The sequence below is a fragment of the Paenibacillus sp. Soil724D2 genome (assembly GCF_001427935.1).
Lineage (GTDB): Bacteria > Bacillota > Bacilli > Paenibacillales > NBRC-103111 > Paenibacillus_E.
This window is the reverse complement of record NZ_LMRY01000056.1, coordinates 348,329-367,780: the sequence shown is the minus strand read 5'-3', so window position 1 is coordinate 367,780 and position 19,452 is coordinate 348,329. Positions and strand designations below refer to the sequence as shown.

The 19,452-nt window shown below is 42.9% G+C and carries 15 protein-coding genes; 10 read left to right on the top strand and 5 right to left on the bottom strand.

The window, feature by feature from the left end:
• Positions 1-476 precede the first annotated feature (476 nt).
• On the top strand, positions 477-1,979 hold the full coding sequence (locus tag ASG85_RS31745; RefSeq protein WP_057306721.1) for an MDR family MFS transporter: 1,503 nt from the start codon (positions 477-479) through the stop codon (positions 1,977-1,979).
• 89 nt (positions 1,980-2,068) lie between these two features.
• On the opposite strand, the gene ASG85_RS38790 is transcribed toward ASG85_RS31745, so the two are convergent.
• The 3 genes from ASG85_RS38790 to ASG85_RS31735 form a co-directional block, all read right to left on the bottom strand.
• On the bottom strand, positions 2,069-2,230 hold the full coding sequence (locus ASG85_RS38790) for a hypothetical protein (RefSeq protein ID WP_164484193.1): 162 nt from the start codon (positions 2,228-2,230) through the stop codon (positions 2,069-2,071).
• Between the two features lie 125 nt (positions 2,231-2,355).
• Positions 2,356-3,237: an AraC family transcriptional regulator gene (locus ASG85_RS31740; protein ID WP_057306720.1), complete on the bottom strand. Its 882-nt coding sequence runs from the start codon at positions 3,235-3,237 to the stop codon at positions 2,356-2,358.
• A 179-nt stretch (positions 3,238-3,416) separates the two neighbouring features.
• Complete coding sequence (locus tag ASG85_RS31735; protein WP_060648875.1) at positions 3,417-5,702, bottom strand: helix-turn-helix domain-containing protein; 2,286 nt, start codon at positions 5,700-5,702, stop codon at positions 3,417-3,419.
• A gap of 240 nt (positions 5,703-5,942) precedes the next feature.
• Here ASG85_RS31735 and ASG85_RS31730 point away from each other — a divergent pair, with 240 nt between their 5' ends.
• The 4 genes from ASG85_RS31730 (at position 5,943) to ASG85_RS31715 (ending at position 10,861) form a co-directional block, all read left to right on the top strand.
• Positions 5,943-6,920: an ABC transporter permease gene (locus ASG85_RS31730; RefSeq protein WP_082562538.1), complete on the top strand. Its 978-nt coding sequence runs from the start codon at positions 5,943-5,945 to the stop codon at positions 6,918-6,920.
• 12 nt (positions 6,921-6,932) lie between these two features.
• On the top strand, positions 6,933-7,808 hold the full coding sequence (locus ASG85_RS31725) for a carbohydrate ABC transporter permease (protein ID WP_057306718.1): 876 nt from the start codon (positions 6,933-6,935) through the stop codon (positions 7,806-7,808).
• Positions 7,809-7,869: 61 nt separating this feature from the next.
• Complete coding sequence (locus ASG85_RS31720) at positions 7,870-9,447, top strand: ABC transporter substrate-binding protein (protein WP_057306717.1); 1,578 nt, start codon at positions 7,870-7,872, stop codon at positions 9,445-9,447.
• 64 nt (positions 9,448-9,511) lie between these two features.
• Positions 9,512-10,861 carry a Gfo/Idh/MocA family oxidoreductase gene (locus ASG85_RS31715; protein ID WP_321166619.1) on the top strand — a complete coding sequence of 450 codons (1,350 nt, stop codon included), beginning with the start codon at positions 9,512-9,514 and terminating at the stop codon, positions 10,859-10,861.
• A 316-nt stretch (positions 10,862-11,177) separates the two neighbouring features.
• Here ASG85_RS31715 and fdhA read toward each other — a convergent pair whose 3' ends face one another.
• Positions 11,178-12,392: a formaldehyde dehydrogenase, glutathione-independent gene (gene fdhA, locus ASG85_RS31710; protein WP_057306716.1), complete on the bottom strand. Its 1,215-nt coding sequence runs from the start codon at positions 12,390-12,392 to the stop codon at positions 11,178-11,180.
• 36 nt (positions 12,393-12,428) lie between these two features.
• Positions 12,429-13,280: a sugar phosphate isomerase/epimerase family protein gene (locus ASG85_RS31705; RefSeq protein WP_235550265.1), complete on the bottom strand. Its 852-nt coding sequence runs from the start codon at positions 13,278-13,280 to the stop codon at positions 12,429-12,431.
• A 522-nt stretch (positions 13,281-13,802) separates the two neighbouring features.
• Between ASG85_RS31705 and ASG85_RS31700 the strand changes: the two genes are divergently transcribed.
• From ASG85_RS31700 to ASG85_RS31680, 5 genes are read left to right on the top strand one after another with little or no spacing between them, the layout of a single operon-like run.
• On the top strand, positions 13,803-14,708 hold the full coding sequence (locus ASG85_RS31700; protein ID WP_060648874.1) for an aldo/keto reductase: 906 nt from the start codon (positions 13,803-13,805) through the stop codon (positions 14,706-14,708).
• Positions 14,709-14,725: 17 nt separating this feature from the next.
• Positions 14,726-15,871, top strand: coding sequence for a glycoside hydrolase family 88 protein (locus ASG85_RS31695; RefSeq protein WP_060648873.1), 1,146 nt, complete (start codon positions 14,726-14,728; stop codon positions 15,869-15,871).
• A 13-nt stretch (positions 15,872-15,884) separates the two neighbouring features.
• On the top strand, positions 15,885-17,819 hold the full coding sequence (locus tag ASG85_RS31690) for a hypothetical protein (RefSeq protein ID WP_057306713.1): 1,935 nt from the start codon (positions 15,885-15,887) through the stop codon (positions 17,817-17,819).
• 25 nt (positions 17,820-17,844) lie between these two features.
• Entirely contained in the window at positions 17,845-18,714 is an 870-nt protein-coding gene (locus tag ASG85_RS31685) for an amidohydrolase family protein (RefSeq protein ID WP_057306712.1), read from the top strand.
• Between the two features lie 14 nt (positions 18,715-18,728).
• Complete coding sequence (locus tag ASG85_RS31680; protein ID WP_057306711.1) at positions 18,729-19,397, top strand: hypothetical protein; 669 nt, start codon at positions 18,729-18,731, stop codon at positions 19,395-19,397.
• Positions 19,398-19,452: the final 55 nt, after the last annotated feature.

The following is a 19,452-nucleotide window of genomic DNA, read 5'->3' as shown; positions in this document are numbered from 1 at the left end:
TGCAACTTCAAGTTGCAAAATAGCCTTTTGGCGTGTGAATTGTTGTAGAAAATACAACATTGGTAATCACTATTGCCCATCTGCCCTCACGAAAGCTGAATGACTCTAAAATCACATTTTGGAGTTGTGAATACCCGTTGTGAATCAATCGACAGTCTCCAAAATACAACATTTCACGGATAAGCAAATGAATGTAAGCATATACGTTTTGAGAGTAATTTGGTTTGCATCAACAATGGTGACGGGAAAGATAATAGAAGCAAGAATGAAGGCCAAACCAAACCGAAGTTGCCTGAAAATCATCTTCTAAGTTCCGAATCAGCGCGTAGGCTATCTCCGTGCCGAGAACATCTCCCAGCCTATTGACAAATAAACTATATTTCGATAGCATCATTTGTGAAACGGACAATTGTCCGTAAATTTAGCATTAGACAAGAGAGATCAGCAGAGGATGCTGAATCGGATGGAGGGAATACATGTCTTCAGGTAATAACAATGCAGCAACAGAAGCCCCGTTTTCAATGCGAAGCATACTAGGGCCTTTGGTAGCAATTGTGGTTGGGATTTTCATGGTCATATTGGACGGAACGGCGGTAAACGTTGCTCTTCCCAAGCTGCAGGAAGAATTTAAACTATTGAACTTGTCCTTAGTACAATGGACCGTGATCGGATATGCACTGGCACAAGCCGCGGTCATTCCTTTAGCGGGCTGGCTATCCGACAGATTTGGCGCTAAGAAAATTTTCTTGATCTCGGTAGGTCTATTCACGATCGGTTCTGGCCTATGTGCGCTGGCTAATTCGGTTGAAATGCTGATTACTTTCCGTATCATCCAAGGCCTGGGTGGCGGTGTTGTGGTACCGATTGCTATGGCATTCATCTATCGTCTGTCGCCGCCGGGAAAAGTAGGGGCAGTTATGGGCATGATGGGGATTCCAATCTTGCTAGGTCCGGCACTAGGACCTGTCGTTGCAGGCTGGTTGGTTGAATATCACAGCTGGCAGTGGATCTTCCTGATTAACCTGCCTATCGGTGTCATCGGTATTATCCTCGGAATCCGTACATTACCGAATATTGGGCGGCAGTCGGTTGCATCCTTGGATTTACTTGGCATGCTGTTAGGTCCAATTGCTTTTGCAGCGCTAGTGTACGGTGTTTCTAATGGCGGTATTGACCCGATTACCGGGAAATCCACTTGGATGGATGCTGATACGCTGATTGGCTCAGGAATCGGTATTGTAGCGCTTATTTTATTCGTTATTGTGGAGTTAAGACGTGAGAATCCGCTGCTCGAGCTTCGCGTTTTCCGCTCAGGTAATTTTACAAAAGGGATCATCGTGCAATGGATTTCACAGATTGCGATGTTCGGAACTATGTTCCTTGTCCCTCTATATTTACAACAGGCCCATGGTTATAGTCCTTTGAAGACAGGGCTCATCATGCTTCCGCAAGCTCTGGCTTCCGGTTTATTTATGCCAATTGGCGGTAAACTGTCAGATCGTTTCGGAGCGCGTCCGCTTGTCTTGGCGGGAATGGCTCTTACAACGATTTCAGCCTTGTTACTATCCAATATTTCTGGCGATTCAGGTGTAGGTACAGTGATCCTGCCGCTTGCACTGCTAGGTGCGGGAATGGGACTGTTTATGATGCCTCTCAATAATCATTTGATCCAATCAGCACCTCAGAATTTGGTTGGGCGTGTAACGTCGCTAACGAACGCCGCACAGCAAGTTATGATGTCCTTCGCTATCGCCATTTTGATGACGATCTTTACAACGAAGATGAAAAATTTAATGGTTGAATCAGGTAAGCAGAAGCCGGATTTAGACTTGTATGCTTCTTCCTTTGGATACACGTTCTTAGTTCTGCTGGGTATCGCGGTTGTCGGCGGATTGCTAGGTCTTATGCTGCAAAAGCCCAAGAAGTCGGAAGGCGAGTCCACGGACGGTGCAGAAATTCCAATAATGGTTGGTCATTAATCTGACAATTTGTTGCGAAAAATAATTTTATAGAAAACGAAAAGCCCGGTCCAAGTGGAACCGGGCTTTTTTCGCATGACATAGTAAGATCATTGATTTTGTGAGCTGCTGCTGGAGGATTGATTTTCTTTAAATGCCTCTGCTGCTTCCTCTGCGGAAAATTCCGTATCATCTTTACCTGGGACAGGCATTTTGTTTAACTCCGTAGACTGTACTTCTGCCTTTGTTGCTTGATTATCTTGATTGGGCATGTGACACCTCCTTTATTAAAAATAACAACAAGGAATAGTTTTCCACTTTATCAAATTTTTATACCGATTACGTCGATTGGAAATGCTTTCTGAAAAACGACTAAAGAAATATGAATTGTTGTCCGTCAATCATGCTGTTGTAGTTTTTTTCTATATTTCATCGGTGTCGTGCCTACAAGCTTTTTGAAAGCCTGGCAGAAATACGGGAAATTGTTCATCCCCACCTCAATGCTGATCTGTTCAATCCCTTTGTTGCTAGTTATTAAAAATAGACAGGCTTGTCTGATTCGTCTCGCGAGAATATAATCCATCAACGTAGCGCCGGTTTCTTGTTTAAAGATACGTGAAACATAATATTTGGATATATGCAGATGATCCGCTAACGTATCGAGTGAAATTTCTTCTGAATAATGCCCCTCTAGCCAATTCATGATTTTTTCAGAATAACGAAGCTGTCTATGTGGATTAAATCCATTTCCATTTTCAATTGGATTTCCAAATCCTTTTGCATAGAGAAATTGAAAAATCTGCAGCAGGAGTAAAGCGAAATTTTGCTGTTTGGCATCGTGCTGATATATGGAAAATCCTGCATGATGATGCTGAAATAATTGGCTGATAAAGCTATTATTATCAATTTGTTGGAGCACCTGCTCTTCGAGTTCCTTTTTCCATAAATGCTGAAAATAAGCATTCAAGTGTGGAAATGAAGCAAAATAGGGTTCAAATATAGAGGGCTCTAAGGAGATAATCGTTCGTTCGAATGGGGCATCCGGATGAACTTCAACTTGAATGTGATGTAATTGATATGGTTGCAGGTAGAGGAAGGTGCCAGACTGAATCGTGTAGACTTTGCTATTCACCACAATTTGCCCAGTGCCTTGATACACATATAAAAATTCCATCCCCTGATGGCAATGGTAGAATCCTTTATAATTCTCTGTCGTTATCTTGCGATAGCTAAAGCGATAGGGGATTTCGTGTAATTCTACATCTTGTAAGAATTTCATCGTCTGCTGCCTCCTGATGATTAGCTCAGAATAGTGTAACATGTCCTAATCAATCATGACAAGAAAACAACAATTCCATGTAATACAGTGTAACTATAAAGCAGACAGATTTAATATAATGCAAGAGAGCCATTGCCTAACGTGTGAGTTAGCAATGGCTCTTTGGTTCTCTTTACCGACTAAATGGAAGTGTTTCTGTCTTGGTTTACTTTAACATCCTTTAATCTGTATTCTGTCAGCGAAACCCCGAAGTGCTTTTTAAAGGTCGTATAAAAATAATTCGACTTCTCAATGCCGCATTTCTCTAAAATATCGTTAATAGGCAGGTTAGTCTGCTCTAAATAATGCTTCATATGTTCCATACGTACAGTTGTTATATATTCGGCTACCGATTTACCAGTTGAAGTCCGAAATAGCTTGCCGAGGTACACAGAAGAGATGGACAACGCATCTGCGCAGCTACTTAGGGAAAGATTCTTATCGGGAAACATATTCTGAATCATGTCTACCACTGTGCTGACGATCTCATTCTTCTTTTTGTCTTTGGCACCTTCTTTTAAATGAATAATGTCATCGAACAAACTGAAAAATGATCGCTCGAGCTCATCCAATGTCTCCAGCCCCGTAACATGTTTAAGAAAATCAATGGAGATTGAATTAAGCTTCGATTGTGACCCTTCGACGATCTGATTCATGGAAGTGTGGAGGGAGTAACTCAGATAAATAATAGAATTGATAATGTTGCCGTAAGAAGCATGCTCCATAGTTCTAATCATGTCTCGGTATAATTCCTTTGCGGTTTCACCATTTCCTAGCTTAAGAGCGTCTATAAGCTGTTTTTCCTTTGCAGCCGGAAACATAAAGGCAACATCATTTACTTCTTGCAATAGTGTTGGAGTCAAAATGCTAGAGTGCCCATATTTCAATCTGTACATGGAAAGGCCCAATGTTTCTTCATAGACCTGCTTGATATGTTCTGCTGAATCTACAACATAGCCAAGCGATGCCGATAAGGATAAGTCAAAGTACTGATGGCTATGGCTCTGAATGTCAGCCACGATGCTCTCAAAAGTTTCATACAAGATGTCTGGAGGATCAGGTGAATCGGTAAGGTCTACCAGAACGACAAGTTGGTCGGCCCCAATATCGATCACTTCATTACTATAATGCTGTGAAGTAACTTCTCCAGCTACATTTGCAATAGCATACTTGTAAATCGATCGGTCCTTATCCGTGTACTTCGCTACAAAATCTTGATAGTAATCAATTTTTAATAGATACAGAAACAGCTTATTTCTAAAATTCAAATTAATAAGAAGCTCTTGTTCTTTCGCAGCCATGCGCTCTGAGGAAAGAATAACGTGCCCGTTTATCACTTTTTTTAGGAAATCGTTCTTTAGGACGGGAGTGTTGTCACGCTGCATAGTTTCCAAATCATTCGTTTTATTGATGAGAGCACCAATGGGCTGGTAAAGCTTTCTTGAAGCGAGAAAGGCAAAGAACACGCCTAAGAGTAGTACGATAAGACAGAATAATAAGGTGATATAGGTGTTTCTTCTCACTGCGGAAAAAACAGTCTCATACGGTGTAATACTCAGAAACTTCCACCTTAATATCTCGGAAGATACATAGGAGACAAGCACTTTTTTTTGATGAAGCTGATCAATGATCGTGCCGGAAGGAGCTGTTGAAGAAAGGATTTGATGCATGTAGTTTTGATCTGCAATATTTTCCATGAACATATCTGGGGACGACTCGCTAATGACGACCCCTTTATCATCTACAACCATAATTTCATTGCCATCGCTGCTCATTTTATTATCCAAGGAAGTGATCGTCAATCTCAACCAGTCCGCATCAACATTTAGTACGATTGCATTATTAAAGTTTGCTTGATTGTCACTCGTGTCTAACAAAATATACGTATAGACATTTGTGAGTTTCGTCTGGGTGCCATTTGGATTTGTGATTTTACGTGGAATGGGATAAAGAATCGGTAGCTTCTTTTGCTCGGCCACATGTAAAGCTTGAACAATTTCTTGGTCAAAGAATTCGGAACTGTAATAAAATGTGCCTGGCGCTGAAATGAAAGTGTCAAGCTTCCTATTATAGATATAAGCGGAATGAATGTACGTGTTGGGGATCGTGAGCGCATCCAGAGTCCTGATGGCGTTGCCAAAAGTTAGAATATCTTCATTGTTACTGTTTGCAAAAGCAATGATGTAGTTGTTGAGGGACAGCGATTTGCAAAAATTCTTAGCGAGATTGTCCATATAAACCGAGCTGTAGCTGATCTTGGACAAGATGTTTTCGTTCATGCCTTTAACCATAGCACTGGTTGAGGTGGTGTAGTTGTAGTACAGCAATGAAGAGAGCGCCAAAATCAAAGACGTGATAATAGCAATAAATGAGATTAATAATTTTTTATAGATACTTATCTTTCTTCTAGAGACCACGCTATTCATGCTGACCACCCTCGTCTCGTATTTTCGTTCTCTTACGTACATTAAATGTATTATATCCACCTAAATATCTCAATAAAAAAGCCGTTAAAGGTTTATTATTTAGAGTTTTGTTAATTTTTGTAGCCATCCAAAATTTAAAAATTGTAGTTTTATCTCTTTTTATTGTATTCAATTTGGATAGACGAGACTTATGATGGGGGTACCAAAATAATTTAGATTGCCTACCTAAGGAGAATGCCAATGAGTAATGTTACATTGCAACACAAATTCAAAAAACGAGGAAAAGTTCGTCACTCTATACCTGTAATAGGAGAACTTGTTAAGAATAAGACATTTTACTTTATGATGCTTCCCGGACTGATCTACATTCTTGTCATGTATTACCTGCCTATGTTCGGCGTTGTCATCGCTTTTGAAGAGTATAATCCGATTAAAGGGATTTTCAAGAGTAAATGGATTGGATTTACGAATTTTAAGTTTCTATTCAAATCGGATGCTATTTTTCAAATTACATTCAATACGATCTTCTATAACTTAATCTTCATTATATTAGGAATTGGTTTATCACTCATCATTGCCATTCTGATAAACGAAATAGGCAATCGCTTTCTTGCAGGAGCTTATAAAAGCATCATATTGCTTCCATATCTCTTGTCTTGGGTGGTAGCAGAATATTTATTATTTTCTTTTCTAAGCATGGACAAAGGAATAATAAACAGTTTTCTGAATGTATTTGGGATTGAGCCTGTTCTGTGGTATTCAGAACCCAGCTATTGGCGGTTTATTATACCTGCGGCTTATGTATGGAAGAACATCGGCTACTTCTCGGTTATTTTTGCGGCAGGAATTGCAGGGATTTCCGGAGAGTATTATGAAGCTGCGAAAATGGATGGGGCAAGCAAGTTTCAACAAGCCATCAAGATTACCATTCCAATGCTAGTACCGATCACGCTCACTTTACTGCTTCTTCAGGCTGGAAAAATCTTTTACGCTGCATTTGGGGATTGGGGATTGTTTTATAACCTGCCCAAGGAGTCAGGCGTGCTGTTCAGTGCCACAAATGTAATCGACACCTATGTTTACAGATCTCTGAAAAGTATGAGCGATTTCGGGATGTCTTCCGCTGTAGGATTGTACCAATCATGCGTTGGATTTGTCCTGGTTCTTGCATCTAACTTTTTGATCAGACTCTATGATCGTGACAGCGCACTGTTTTAGGAGGATGATTGCATGAACAAACGATTTACAGTATCCAGCACGATAATAAATTTATGTTTTATGGTGTATTGCGCCCTATGTCTGATCCCGCTCTTTGTTGTACTTTCCATTTCGTTATCCGATGAGCAGTCTATATTCCAGTTCGGCTACCATCTCATTCCCTTGAAACTTAGTCTGAATGCTTACCAATTCATACTTAATGGAAACTCACCCATTATCAGAGCCTTCCTTGTTACCGTCATCGTTACACTCGTAGGTACACTATTGCATCTTATTATTTCGTCTTTATTTGCATATAGCCTTTCAAGAAATGAAGTGAAGTATAGGCATATCGTGTCCTTCTTGGTTGTATTCTGCTTATTGTTCAACGGAGGATTAGTACCTTGGTATATCCTGCTCTCAAAGTACCTTCACCTGAAAGATTCGCTATATGTGCTCTTCGTACCTTACTTAGTTTCATCGGTCAATGTTCTTATCATGAGGAATTTTTTTAAAGCCTCAATTCCAGAATCAATAATAGAGTCTGCAAGAATTGATGGTTCGGGTGAGTTTCATACTTTTATCAAGCTCGTCGTTCCTTTATCGACGCCAGTGCTCGCAACCATCGGTCTTTTTACAGCAGTTTTTCTTTGGAATGATTGGTTTACTGCCGCATTATTCATTGAGAACGGCAAGCTGTATACGTTGCAGTTTCTTCTTCAGTCCATTATGAACAACATCGCGTTCCTCCAAGGGAATGCTTTGACTGCGAAAGCCGCAGCCGCCCAACCCGACGAGACGGCCAGAATGGCAACATGCATCATTTCAGTGGGGCCGATCGTTCTCGCATATCCTTATTTGCAGAAATATTTCGTTAAGGGCCTTACATTGGGTGCAGTGAAATCTTAAGGCGTGGCTTTATTGGGCGTGGGCCCATTTAGCATATATAAACAAATATGGAGGTCTGACAATGAACAGAACGAAGAAGAAGGCAAAGACACTTGGTGTACTAAGTCTTGGTTTCACGATCGCACTCGTTGGATGTGGTAAACAAACGGATACTACAACAACATCTGCAACTCCAGCACCGAAAACAACGGAATCGGCGGTTCAACAAACAGCAACCCCATTAGCGCCAGTTGAGCTTACTTATTACTTCCCTAACTCACCTCAGAAGGATTTGCAGACCGTAGAAGATGCCGTAAATAAACTTATCCAGCCGAAAATTAATGCCAAGGTTCACCTGAAGCTAATTGATTGGGGTGCTTACGAAGAGAAAATGAAAGTCACCATGGCTTCTGGCGAGCCATACGATCTTGTCTGGACGGCAGGTAATTTCAATAATTATTTTCAAAATGTAGCAAATGGAGCTTATGCCCCATTAGAAGATTTGATTGTTAAATACCCCGCCATGAAGAGCGGGATTCCTGATATGTTTTGGAATGCTGTAAAAGTAAAAGGACATATTTATGGCGTACCTGTCTTCCAACAGTCAACGGCAGGGTATGGTTATTTAATACAGAAGTCAGTAGCGGATAAATATAAAATTGACTGGAAATCGGTCACCAAGTTATCGGACCTAACACCTTTCCTAGAAACAGTCAAGAAGAACGAGCCTAATCTTATACCTTGGGAATATAGCCAACAGATCGATCCATTCCTTACTGCACCTCCAATGTTTGGCATGGAGACTTTAGGAGATCCTAAGACTCCCGGAAATCTTTATTTAAAAGATGGAGGCAAGGTTGTTAATCAATATGAGACGCCAGAATTCAAAGCCTATGTAACGATGATGAGAGACTGGTATACCAAAGGATATTTAAAGAAAGACGCTGCAACATTAAAAGAAACCTCAGCGGATCGGAAGGCTGGAAAATATGCGCTTGAATTGGGTCAGATCGATAGTGACTCCGTAGCTTTCGCGCAAGCTGGCATGGAAGCATCAGGAAGAATGTCCAACTTCAATCCAGCTATACAGTCCTATGACTTCCAGTTCGTGAAGCCGCTGCTTACAACCGACAAAGCTTCAGCGACGATTACTGCTATCTCTGCAAATTCGCCAAACAAAGAGAGAGCCATGATGTTCCTCAATCTGCTTAACACCGATAAAGAAGTCTACAACACGCTTGTTTGGGGCGTTGACGGTAAACATTATAAGAAAGTTGCTGATAACCGAATTGAAACGAACAAAGACGGGGGCTACCAAATCTTCGCTCCTTGGGAATTCGGTAACATGACACTCTCTTATTTATCAGAAGGTGATCCTAAAGGAAACGATACTAAGTTTACCCAAATGTGGATAGATCTTAATAAAAACGCCACACCTTCCAATGCGTTAGGATTTGTATTTGACTTTACACCTGTGAAGGCAGAGAAGGCGAACACCGATGCAGTCATTGCTGAGCTTTATTATTCTTTAGCTTCTGGTTCCATCGATCCTGACAAGTACTTACCGCAATTCCTTGATAAATTAAAACAGGCTGGCTCAGACAAGATTATCGCTGAAAAGCAAAAACAACTCGATGCTTGGAAAGCTACAAACAAATAATTTACACCAGTGCAGGCTTCCTTCTTATTTGGCGTAGGAAGCCTGCAACCTAATGAGAAGCTGCATGATATGGAATAAGAGATTCAAAAATCAATTTGGTAACGCTTACATTATGCAAAAGGAGAAAAATCAAATTAAGAAAGTTACTGCTGCATTAATTGGAGCTGGGCAAAGAGGGGCAGGTGCGTATGCTCCTTATGCATTAAAAAATCCGGAAGAACTTCAATTCGTTGCTTTTGCAGAAGCTGATCCTGAACGAAGGGAGCTTTTTCAAAAAGCACATTGTATTCAAGACGCCAACTGTTTTTCAAACTGGGAAGAACTCCTTGAAGGCCCAAAGCTGGCTGATGCCATTCTGATTTGCACCCAGGATAACATGCATTTCGAGCCTGCGAAGAAGGCATTGGAGAAAGGATATCATGTTCTCTTAGAGAAACCGATGTCACCGGATCCATTGGAATGCATCATCATGGGTGAATACGCTGAGAAATATCAACGTGTATTTTCAATTTGTCATGTGCTTCGCTATACGGATTTTTTTGCAAGGATTAAAAAAATGATTACAGATGGAAAAATAGGTAAACTCATTTCGATTCAACATACGGAAAATGTGGAGCATCGTCACCAAGCCCACAGCTTTGTACGAGGCAACTGGAGGGATTCGGAAGTTTCGAGCCCGATGATTCTAGCAAAAAGTTGTCATGACATGGATATTCTACAATGGATTGTCGACTCGGACTGTACGAAAGTTTCTTCATTCGGCTCATTGACCTATTTCCGTAAAGAAAATGCGCCAGAGGGGGCGCCTAAGTATTGCTTGGACGGCTGTCCCGTGAAAGATGAATGCCCGTATTATGCGCCCAAAATGTATATTGAACGAGATGATTGGGTGGGAGAAGTATTGCGTACGGTTGTCAGTAATAACACGAGCGACGAGGGTGTACTTCGTGAATTGAAGGAAGGCCCGTATGGAAGATGTGTCTATCATTGCGATAACAATGTTGTAGATCACCAAGTAGTCAATTTGGAATTCGCTAATGAAGTGACAGTCGCATTTACGATGAGTGCCTTTACCTATGAAGGTGGCAGATCGGTGAAGCTGATGGGCACACACGGCCAAATCAGAGGCGATATGGAGAAGAACATCATTGAAGTGACTAGCTTCGTAACTCGGGAGACAGAAGTCATTAATCTTGACGTGGACATGGAAGGGCATGGGGGTGGAGATACGGGTATTATGCGAGACTTCGTACGCCTAGTTCAAAGTGAGGGTAAAGAAAAAGGACTTACCGGTGCAGATGTTTCCGTTAAAAGCCATCTTATTGCATTCGCCGCGGAGAAGTCGCGTTTGGAGAGCAAAGTAATACGGATGAAAGATTATATTAGTGAATTGAAAAAGCAGGATTTTCGATAAGCAAAGATAAAGGAGGTGATAATAATGGATGAGTGTACAGCAAGCATACACACATAACATTCAAACGGAAAGCGTTTTCGTATTTTGGACTAGTTTGTAAGATGGAGCCAGATACGGAGTATAGTGTGGACGCTGGTGCCATTTGGATTCCGTACGGTGAACCAGTATCGGTGGAACGGTATGTAAATGAGCCAACATATAGCAAATGTATAAGACCAGAAGAGGCTGAAACTCATTGTGGAAGACAGTAAAAAAATGAACAAAGTGCAGCAAGGTAGTTTCCATTATACCTGCCCACTTTGTTCATTGGGATTAATTATTTAACAAGGCCATGTGGATCAATAACAAATTTCCGCGAAACGCCTCGATCAAAATCTTGATAGGCTTTGGGAGCATCATTCAATGAAATAAGTGTTGCATTTACAGCTTTAGCAATTTGCGCTTTGCCGCTAAGAATAGCCATCATCAAATCTCTATGGTATTTCATGACAGGTGTCTGACCAGTAACGAAGGTATGGGATTTAGCCCAACCCAGTCCGAAACGAATTTTTAGTGTACCTATTTTTGAATCTTCGTCAATAGCACCTGGATCGCCAGTCACATAAAGCCCTGGAATTCCCAAGCTTCCTCCTGCGCGTGTTACTTCCATAATTGAATTCAGCACGGTAGCTGGCGCTTCACCATGAGATTTCCCATGTCCATGAGCTTCAAAACCTACACAATCAATAGCTGAATCCACTTCAGGTGAGCCCAATATTTGATCGATTTGGCCAGCTAAGTCTCCATTTTCACGTAGATTAACTGTTTCACAACCAAAACTTTTCGCCTGAGCAAGTCGTTCCGCATTTAAATCACCGACAATAACAACGGCCGCTCCCAGTAACTGAGCAGAGTGAGCCGCTGCAAGACCTACTGGTCCCGCGCCGGCAACATATACGGTTGATCCAGGACGCACACCTGCACTAACAGCACCATGATAACCCGTTGGGAAAATATCAGAAAGCATGGTTAGATCAAGGATTTTCTCCATCGCTTGCTCTTTATTCGGAAACTTTAATAATTGGAAATCTGCATATGGCACCATCACATATTCCGATTGTCCTCCAACCCAACCGCCCATATCGACATAACCATATGCGGAACCTGGACGATCCGGATTGACATTTAGACATACGTTTGTATTCCGTTCTTTACAGCTCCGGCAACGACCGCAGGCAATATTGAAAGGAACGGAGACGAGATCCCCCTTTTTAATAAATTCCACATCGCGTCCAACCTCAATAACCTCACCAGTAATTTCATGACCTAAAATGAGGCCTGATGGTGCAGTCGTTCTACCTCTAACCATGTGTTGGTCACTACCGCAAATATTAGTTGTCACGACTTTAAGAATAACGCCATGCTCACATTTGCGACCCACATTCAATGGATTAACGCCTGGGCCGTCCTTAAGAACCAAATCTGGATATTCCGTATTTCTAACCTCTACACTACCTGGCTTACTGTAGACAACAGCTCTGTTTCCTGACATTTTCATTAACCTCCTATTATCGATTTTTCTTCAAAATCAGGGTGTGATCGTGTTCCATATATCTCTTACTACACGCTGCAAGTACAGAGACTGCTGCCATCGGTCACTAATCTCTTTGTTTCTCCCGCTTGCTTCATTCGTTGTTATTGCATAAGGGGGAGGACCTAGTTCAATTACGACCGGGAATACATCATTTGTACTAGCCTGAAGCAGCCAATTTTTCATTCCCAATTGCCACCATTTCATAAAATGGGAGAACATCGGATGATTTTGTTCCTCACCAGGGTCAATTTGTATTTGCTCTCCGTTCGATATTCGTGTATGTATGCTAGAAGTGTTCGAAAGTAATGAAAGAAGTAACTCGTCCGCTTGTTGAGAAACAGTATGCAGTTCCCCAGCGACGATGTAATGGGAAAAGTCGATTGTTAAAGGTAGAGACTTTAGTTCTCTAACGTATTCAACGGTCCGTATCAAATCTTGGGTAATAGTACCCCTATGTGTTTCAATGAAAACAGGAATTCCCGCATCTTTAGACAGTTGCTCAATCCCCTTCAAGAGCTGAATGGCAGATTGACCTGTCATGAATGGTTGCATGACTTGTGCATTAATAAATCCAATACCATCAAAGGCTTTTGCTCTTAATAGGAAATCAGCTAAATCTTCAACCGATTTCGGGTAAGCGTTTACACTAAACGAAAGGTGATACTTGTCTAAAAGATGCTTCCAATAATCAGCTTTCTCGGGTGAAGGAAGGAATCCATTAATGCCGTCATAACCATTGCTAGCGATTAAGGCTATTTTCTCTTCGTCGGACAATATATTTCCTTCAAAAATATCCAGATTATCCATCGCCCACCACGACATTTGAACTTCTAATTGATTGTTCATGTTTCTCACCCCTTATCTCGAAGTCATAGGATGGTAAGTGACATCCATCTCACAATCTATAGTGTAAGTTGAATTTTAAGTAGAATGAAGTAATAATCTTGCTAATTTATCATGTAATCCTGCTATTACGAAGATTATTTTTGGTGCTGATTGTTTAAATAAAATAAATCGTCTACTATTTAGTTGTAGAAATGCTGCTATTATCTTCTTCAGAGGTTTCATTAGACGTTGGTTTTCAGAATTACAACCATTTCGCAAAATTATTTCATTCGCGTTTCGGAGTAAATCCAAGCAAGTTAAGAAACGAATTGCATTGATTAGTTAACCTCTTCATTACAATAGGAGACGATGTCTCTTTTTGTGAATAAAGAGGTTTTTTTACTATGCGTAATCCATGTAACATCAATGGGTTGTGCAAAATAACAACATTTCGGTGTCATACAGCAAAACTAAATAATGACTTTGTGCATTATAATAGGAATATCGGTATCTGTTAACTAAGACAATAAGGATGTGAACATAGTGGAATACACCACATTTGGCAAAACGGGAGCTCGGGTATCAAAGCTAGGTCTCGGGGGTGCTCCGCTTGGCGGAGATTACGGTCCAGTCACAGATGAGCAAGTAACAGAGGTGATCGATCGGGCCTTGGATCTAGGGATCAATTTTATCGATACAGCACCGTTATATGGAAGAGGAGAAAGCGAACGCCGTATTGGGAAAGCGCTGCAAGGCAAGAGGGAGAAAGTATTTCTTGCGAGCAAAGCTGTTATGCGGGGGGAGTCCTATTCGTACGACAATACGATTCGTTCTGTGGAGGAGAGTCTTAAGCGCCTAGGGACGGATTATCTGGATCTCATTCAAATGCACGAACTTTCGGAGTTGAACACGGAAATAGGAATGAACGAAACCATTCCCGCCTTTCTGAAGCTGAAGGAGCAGGGGAAGGTTCGAGCCATAGGAGTAAATGCTTTTAATCCAGCGCTGCTGCTGCCCTTTGTTCGTTCAGGACATATCGACTCGGTACAGACATTCTGTCGTTACATGCTTATCGATTATTCGGCCATGGATGAGCTTCTGCCGACTGCCCGAGAGCATGGCGTATCCGTTATTAATGGAAGCGTTCTCGGAATGGGGCTTCTTGCGGATAATCCAGCGCCATTTATTAAGAAAGATTCGCCTCTAGTGAAAGAAGCGGAGCGTCGAATTCAAGAGATAGCCTTCTTACGGAAGACGGAGCCCAAAGGGTTGATTGAGCCTGCTATGCGGTTTAGCCTTTCTAGTCCAGACATTACAGTAACATTAACTGGAACGACTTCGTTACGCTCTCTTTCCCTTAATGCAAGCTATAGTGATGGAGTTGGCTTACCTCAGGATGAATTGGATCGGCTGCTTATTTTATTTCCAGGTCAGCCAATGACATGGTAATAGGGGGATGTTGAAGAATGTCTAACGTAAATGCAAGCATTGGAACGGATGCATCACGTGCACCGTGGGTAGACGAAATTTGGGATAAAATCATCGGCAAAGTGGAACGAATGAGCCAGTCAGTTGGCGTTGGATTTCCATATATATCATATAATGGAAAATATGAAAGTGAAGAAGCAGATTGGTGGACGAATGGGTTCTGGCCGGGCTTGATGTGGCTGGTGTATCGTGAGAATAAGGTTGAAGAACTCAAAGATACAGCTGCACAGATCGAGGCCTTAATGGACCCGGTACTTACCGACTATTACCCACTGCATCATGACGTAGGGTTTATGTGGAGCTTATCTTCCGTGGCGCAGTATAAGCTGGTTGGTTGTGAAATTTCGAAGCGGAGAGCCATGACGGCAGCCAGTCATCTGGTTGGGCGTTACAATGCGAAAGGCCAGTTTATTCGCGCCTGGAACCAGCCGGAGCGGGTTGGTTGGGCGATCATTGACTGCATGATGAATCTGCCGCTGCTATATTGGGCTAGTGAGGAGTCTGGCGATCCACGTTTTAAACACGTGGCGGCTCTTCATGCGGATACGACGTTACGTCAATTTCTTCGTCCGGATGGCTCTTCTCACCATATTGTGTGCTTCGATCCTGAGACTGGAGAGAGACAAGAAGCGCTAGGGGGACAAGGCTATTCGCCGGATTCGGCATGGTCCCGCGGAACCGCATGGGCGTTATACGGCATGGCACTAAGCGCACGCTACACGGGAGATCAACGTTATATCGATGCAGCTAAGCGATCAGCGCATTTTTTCCTGGCCAATGTTCCCAAAGATGGTTTACCGCCATGGGATTTCCGAGCCCCTTGGGAAGAAGGAATGGCAATGGACTCAAGCGCGACAGCTTGCGCAGCCAGCGGCATGCTGGAGTTGAGTTTGTTGGTGCCGAAGTGCGAGTCTGAGCTATATCGAAATGCTGCTGAGAAGCTGATTTTTAAATTAAATGAAAAATACACAGCCTGGGATGATCCGAACGAGGAAGCGATTCTACGGATGGGAACTGCCAACCGTCCTAAACAAGCACATGTTAACAACCCAATGATCTATGGCGACTATTTCTTCGCTGAAGCAGTCTGCAAGCTGCGCGGCGTACATGATACATTCTGGTAGGAGGGAGCATCCAATGACACCAATTAACAAATCCAAGTCTACTTCCGCTGCCATCTATGCGCGAGATTCGTGGACAGCGCCAACTTGGGCGCTTACGGAGCGGAAGTTAATTGATACACTGAACGAGGCGGCGGTTGAATATGTACGTCGTTATACGCGGGAAGATGGAACGATCGTTTGGCGTGAAGATTGGCCAGGGATGGACGGGTCGGATGATCCTTATGAAGCGTTCATGAATTTATCCCTGCTTTATGCACTCGGGGGCAATGAGGAGATTCTACGCTTGTCCCGCCTTATGTATGATGCGATTACTTGGCAATGGACGGAATATGGTCAGATTCATAACGAATTTGATGCTTATTATGACTGGATGCACCATGGCGAGGGCTCCTTATATCTCTATTTCCTTGGCTTGTCTGATCCGCATTTGCTGAAGAATAGTCAGCGAGCGGTCAAGTTTGCCGAGTTATATACAGGAAAGAATCCGGAAGTGCTGAACTATGATGCAGAACGAAAGTTAATGCGCTCGCCAATTACGGGTAGTAAAGGCCCGCGCTTCCAAATGACGGAAGAGGACTGGGTAACACATAGAGGCGTGCTCGATGATTATTTGGCACCGTTCGAGGATATTCCTGGTGTGGACTTCGCCAGCGGTAAGTGCAAGTGGTCAGACGATGCTATTTATGGTGAAATCATTACCAGAATGAACGAACGGAAAGCGAAGGGAGATGTCCCGCTGAATTTGAACGCAACCGGCTTGATCACCAATGCGTTTATGTATACGGGTGATGAATCTTATCGGCAGTGGGTATTGGACTATTTGACCGCGTGGGAAGAGCGTACGCTTCGTAACGGCGGATTAATTCCAGACAACGTCGGATTAAGCGATATCATAGGTGAGTACAACGATGGTAAATGGTGGGGAGGTTACTACGGCTACCGTTGGCCGCACGGATTCATGTCCATCATCGAACCGCTAACCAATGCTGGTATGAACGCTGTGCTTCTTTCTGGTGATCGGAGCAAATTAGATTTGGCACGTTCGCAATTGGACCGAAATTGGGATCTAGGCAAAGAAATTAATGGGAAATGGCATGTTCCGAATAAGCATTTTGATTCCGGCTGGACAGACTACCGAATCCAAGTTCCAACCTACCCGATTTATTTATGGACGATATCGATGGCTGAGGAAGATGCGGCACGTGTAGACCGGATTCCCTATGAAGATCATTTCCGGTTGATTGATATGCCCACGATTTCTGGTAGAAATCCGGCTACACGCAAGGAAACCAAGCATTACATTGCAAATACAGTACCTTGGTACTTATATATGCGAGGGCAATTTCCTGATTATCCAGAGCGTATTTTACAGCAAAATCTGGAGCTAATCGCGATTCAATTGGAGAAGCTTCGCTCTCCTAAGGGGGATCCAACCAGCTGGGATTGGGATCATCCCTACAGTATTCATGAGTGGCAGGAGTATTCTCCTGTCTATTTCGAAGGTTTACTGCAAATGATGCTTGGCGCTCCTATGCACATTTCTCACGGTGGATTACAACATGCTAGAGTGCGTTATTTCGATGCTGACCGTAAACGATGTGGACTTCCAGAGGACATCGGTGCTTTGGTTGAAGCGCTTGGTGATGAGTTTGTCACCTTAACGCTTGTGAACCTATCGGCGTTCAAGGAACGTGAATTGATCGTACAAGCTGGCAGCTTCGGTGAGCACCAGTTTACCTATATGGAGAGTTTTAATCAAAGCGGCCAGAAGGTTGACGAGGGAGAGCTCGATGGGAAATGGTTACCGGTTACCCTTGCTCCAGGAGCAGGAATTCAATTGAAACTTCATATGAAGCGTTATGTGAATCAACCGACCTATGAGACACCGTGGAGTGCAGAAGTGGCAGGGGGAACGGCGAAGCTTATCCGAGGCCGTAATCAACAATAGTAAGAATGAGGAGAGTATGTTATTCATGACATCTATTCATCAATCATTTACTAGTGATGTTAGCCATGCCTATATCGATAGCCATGTCCACTTCTGGAAGCTGGAGCGCGGCGATTATCATTGGCTTAAGCCGAGTAATCCGGTTCTTTATCAAAATTATGTACCATCGGATCTGTTTGGTCTTGCAGATGCTAATGGTCTACGTGGAATTATCGCCGTACAGGCGGCACCGACAGTGGCAGAGACGGAGTATTTACTTGAACTGTCTGGTAAAAATGAGCGAATCCTCGGTGTCGTTGGTTGGCTTGATCCTTTTGCAGATTCATTCGTTGACGAATATAGACGTTTACGTAACAACCCAAAATTTGTTGGGATTAGGCTGGACCGTTCCGTCTTCGAACCGTGCAAAGAGGAAGTACCAAATCGTTTAATAGTGCATCTTCGCATGTTGGAAGAAGATGGTTTTCCTATCGACCTGCTCATCGGACCAGATCAGATGCCAAATGTAATTAAATGCTTAAAGTCCGTACCTAACTTAAAGGCGGTTATTAACCATCAAGGTGGTCCGCCTATTCGTACAGGTGAAATCGAGCCTTGGTCGGCATACATCGATGAGTTATCCGAATTTCTTAATGTGTATTGTAAATGGTCTGGTATGATTACTTCCGCAGATGGAATGAATCCCGTGCGATTGGTGCCATATATTCGTCACACGGCAGAACGATTCGGTCCCAACCGCATCATGTTTGGCAGCGACTGGCCTGTAGCTTTAATGGCCGGCACTTATCACGATGTTGTTCAATTATTCGAACTACTGCTGCCTGATCAATGGAGCGACAAGGAGCGTGCGAACGTACGCATGCACAATACTAAAGTATTTTATTTGGGCATTTAGGAGAGTGGAGCAGCGTGCAAAGACTACTGTTCTACTCACAAGCGCGTAGAGGAACGGCAAAAGAATTCAAGCAAATCGTGAAGGAAAATGCAACTACACTTCATGAAGAATGGGCCGCAGCAGGTCTAAGGCATGTCGCGGTGTTCACCTGCGATATGTATGTTTGTGTCTATGCCGAGGCAGTATGCGGTCAGAGTGCTTCAACATGGGATTGGCCCGTTTCCTTCGATCGATATCTGGAGAAGTGGCCAACTGAACCTGATGCAAATTTCAACGCAAGTGAGACGCTGCATAGATTGGCTATCCCCATGATCGACGTGTTTCATGATGGAATACCTGAAGACGCCGAATCTTGGCGCGGAAATTATGCTATTGATGATCGAGTAGGCTCGATAGCCAGATTGAAACCAGAGATGGTGTCGAGCTATGTCTATTACCATTATCAGAAGCAAGCAGAGTCACCAAACAGCTTTAATCAAACGTATATGATTGGTATGCATGGTCGACTATTATTCTCTTATCATGAGTTACCTGCTAGGGTGAGCCCAATACAACGTCATGTCTTGTTGACTACAAAGCATTCACCGGATAATTGGCATGAGGTGATGTACCCTCATTTTGATCTATGGGAAGAAGCACCAGAGGGGCAGCAGCTGTGGCGAAAAATGGAGCGAATGATGTGACAACAGCCGGTTAGGAGTCAAATGACTCTTAACCGGCTGTTGCTGTTTCAGCGAC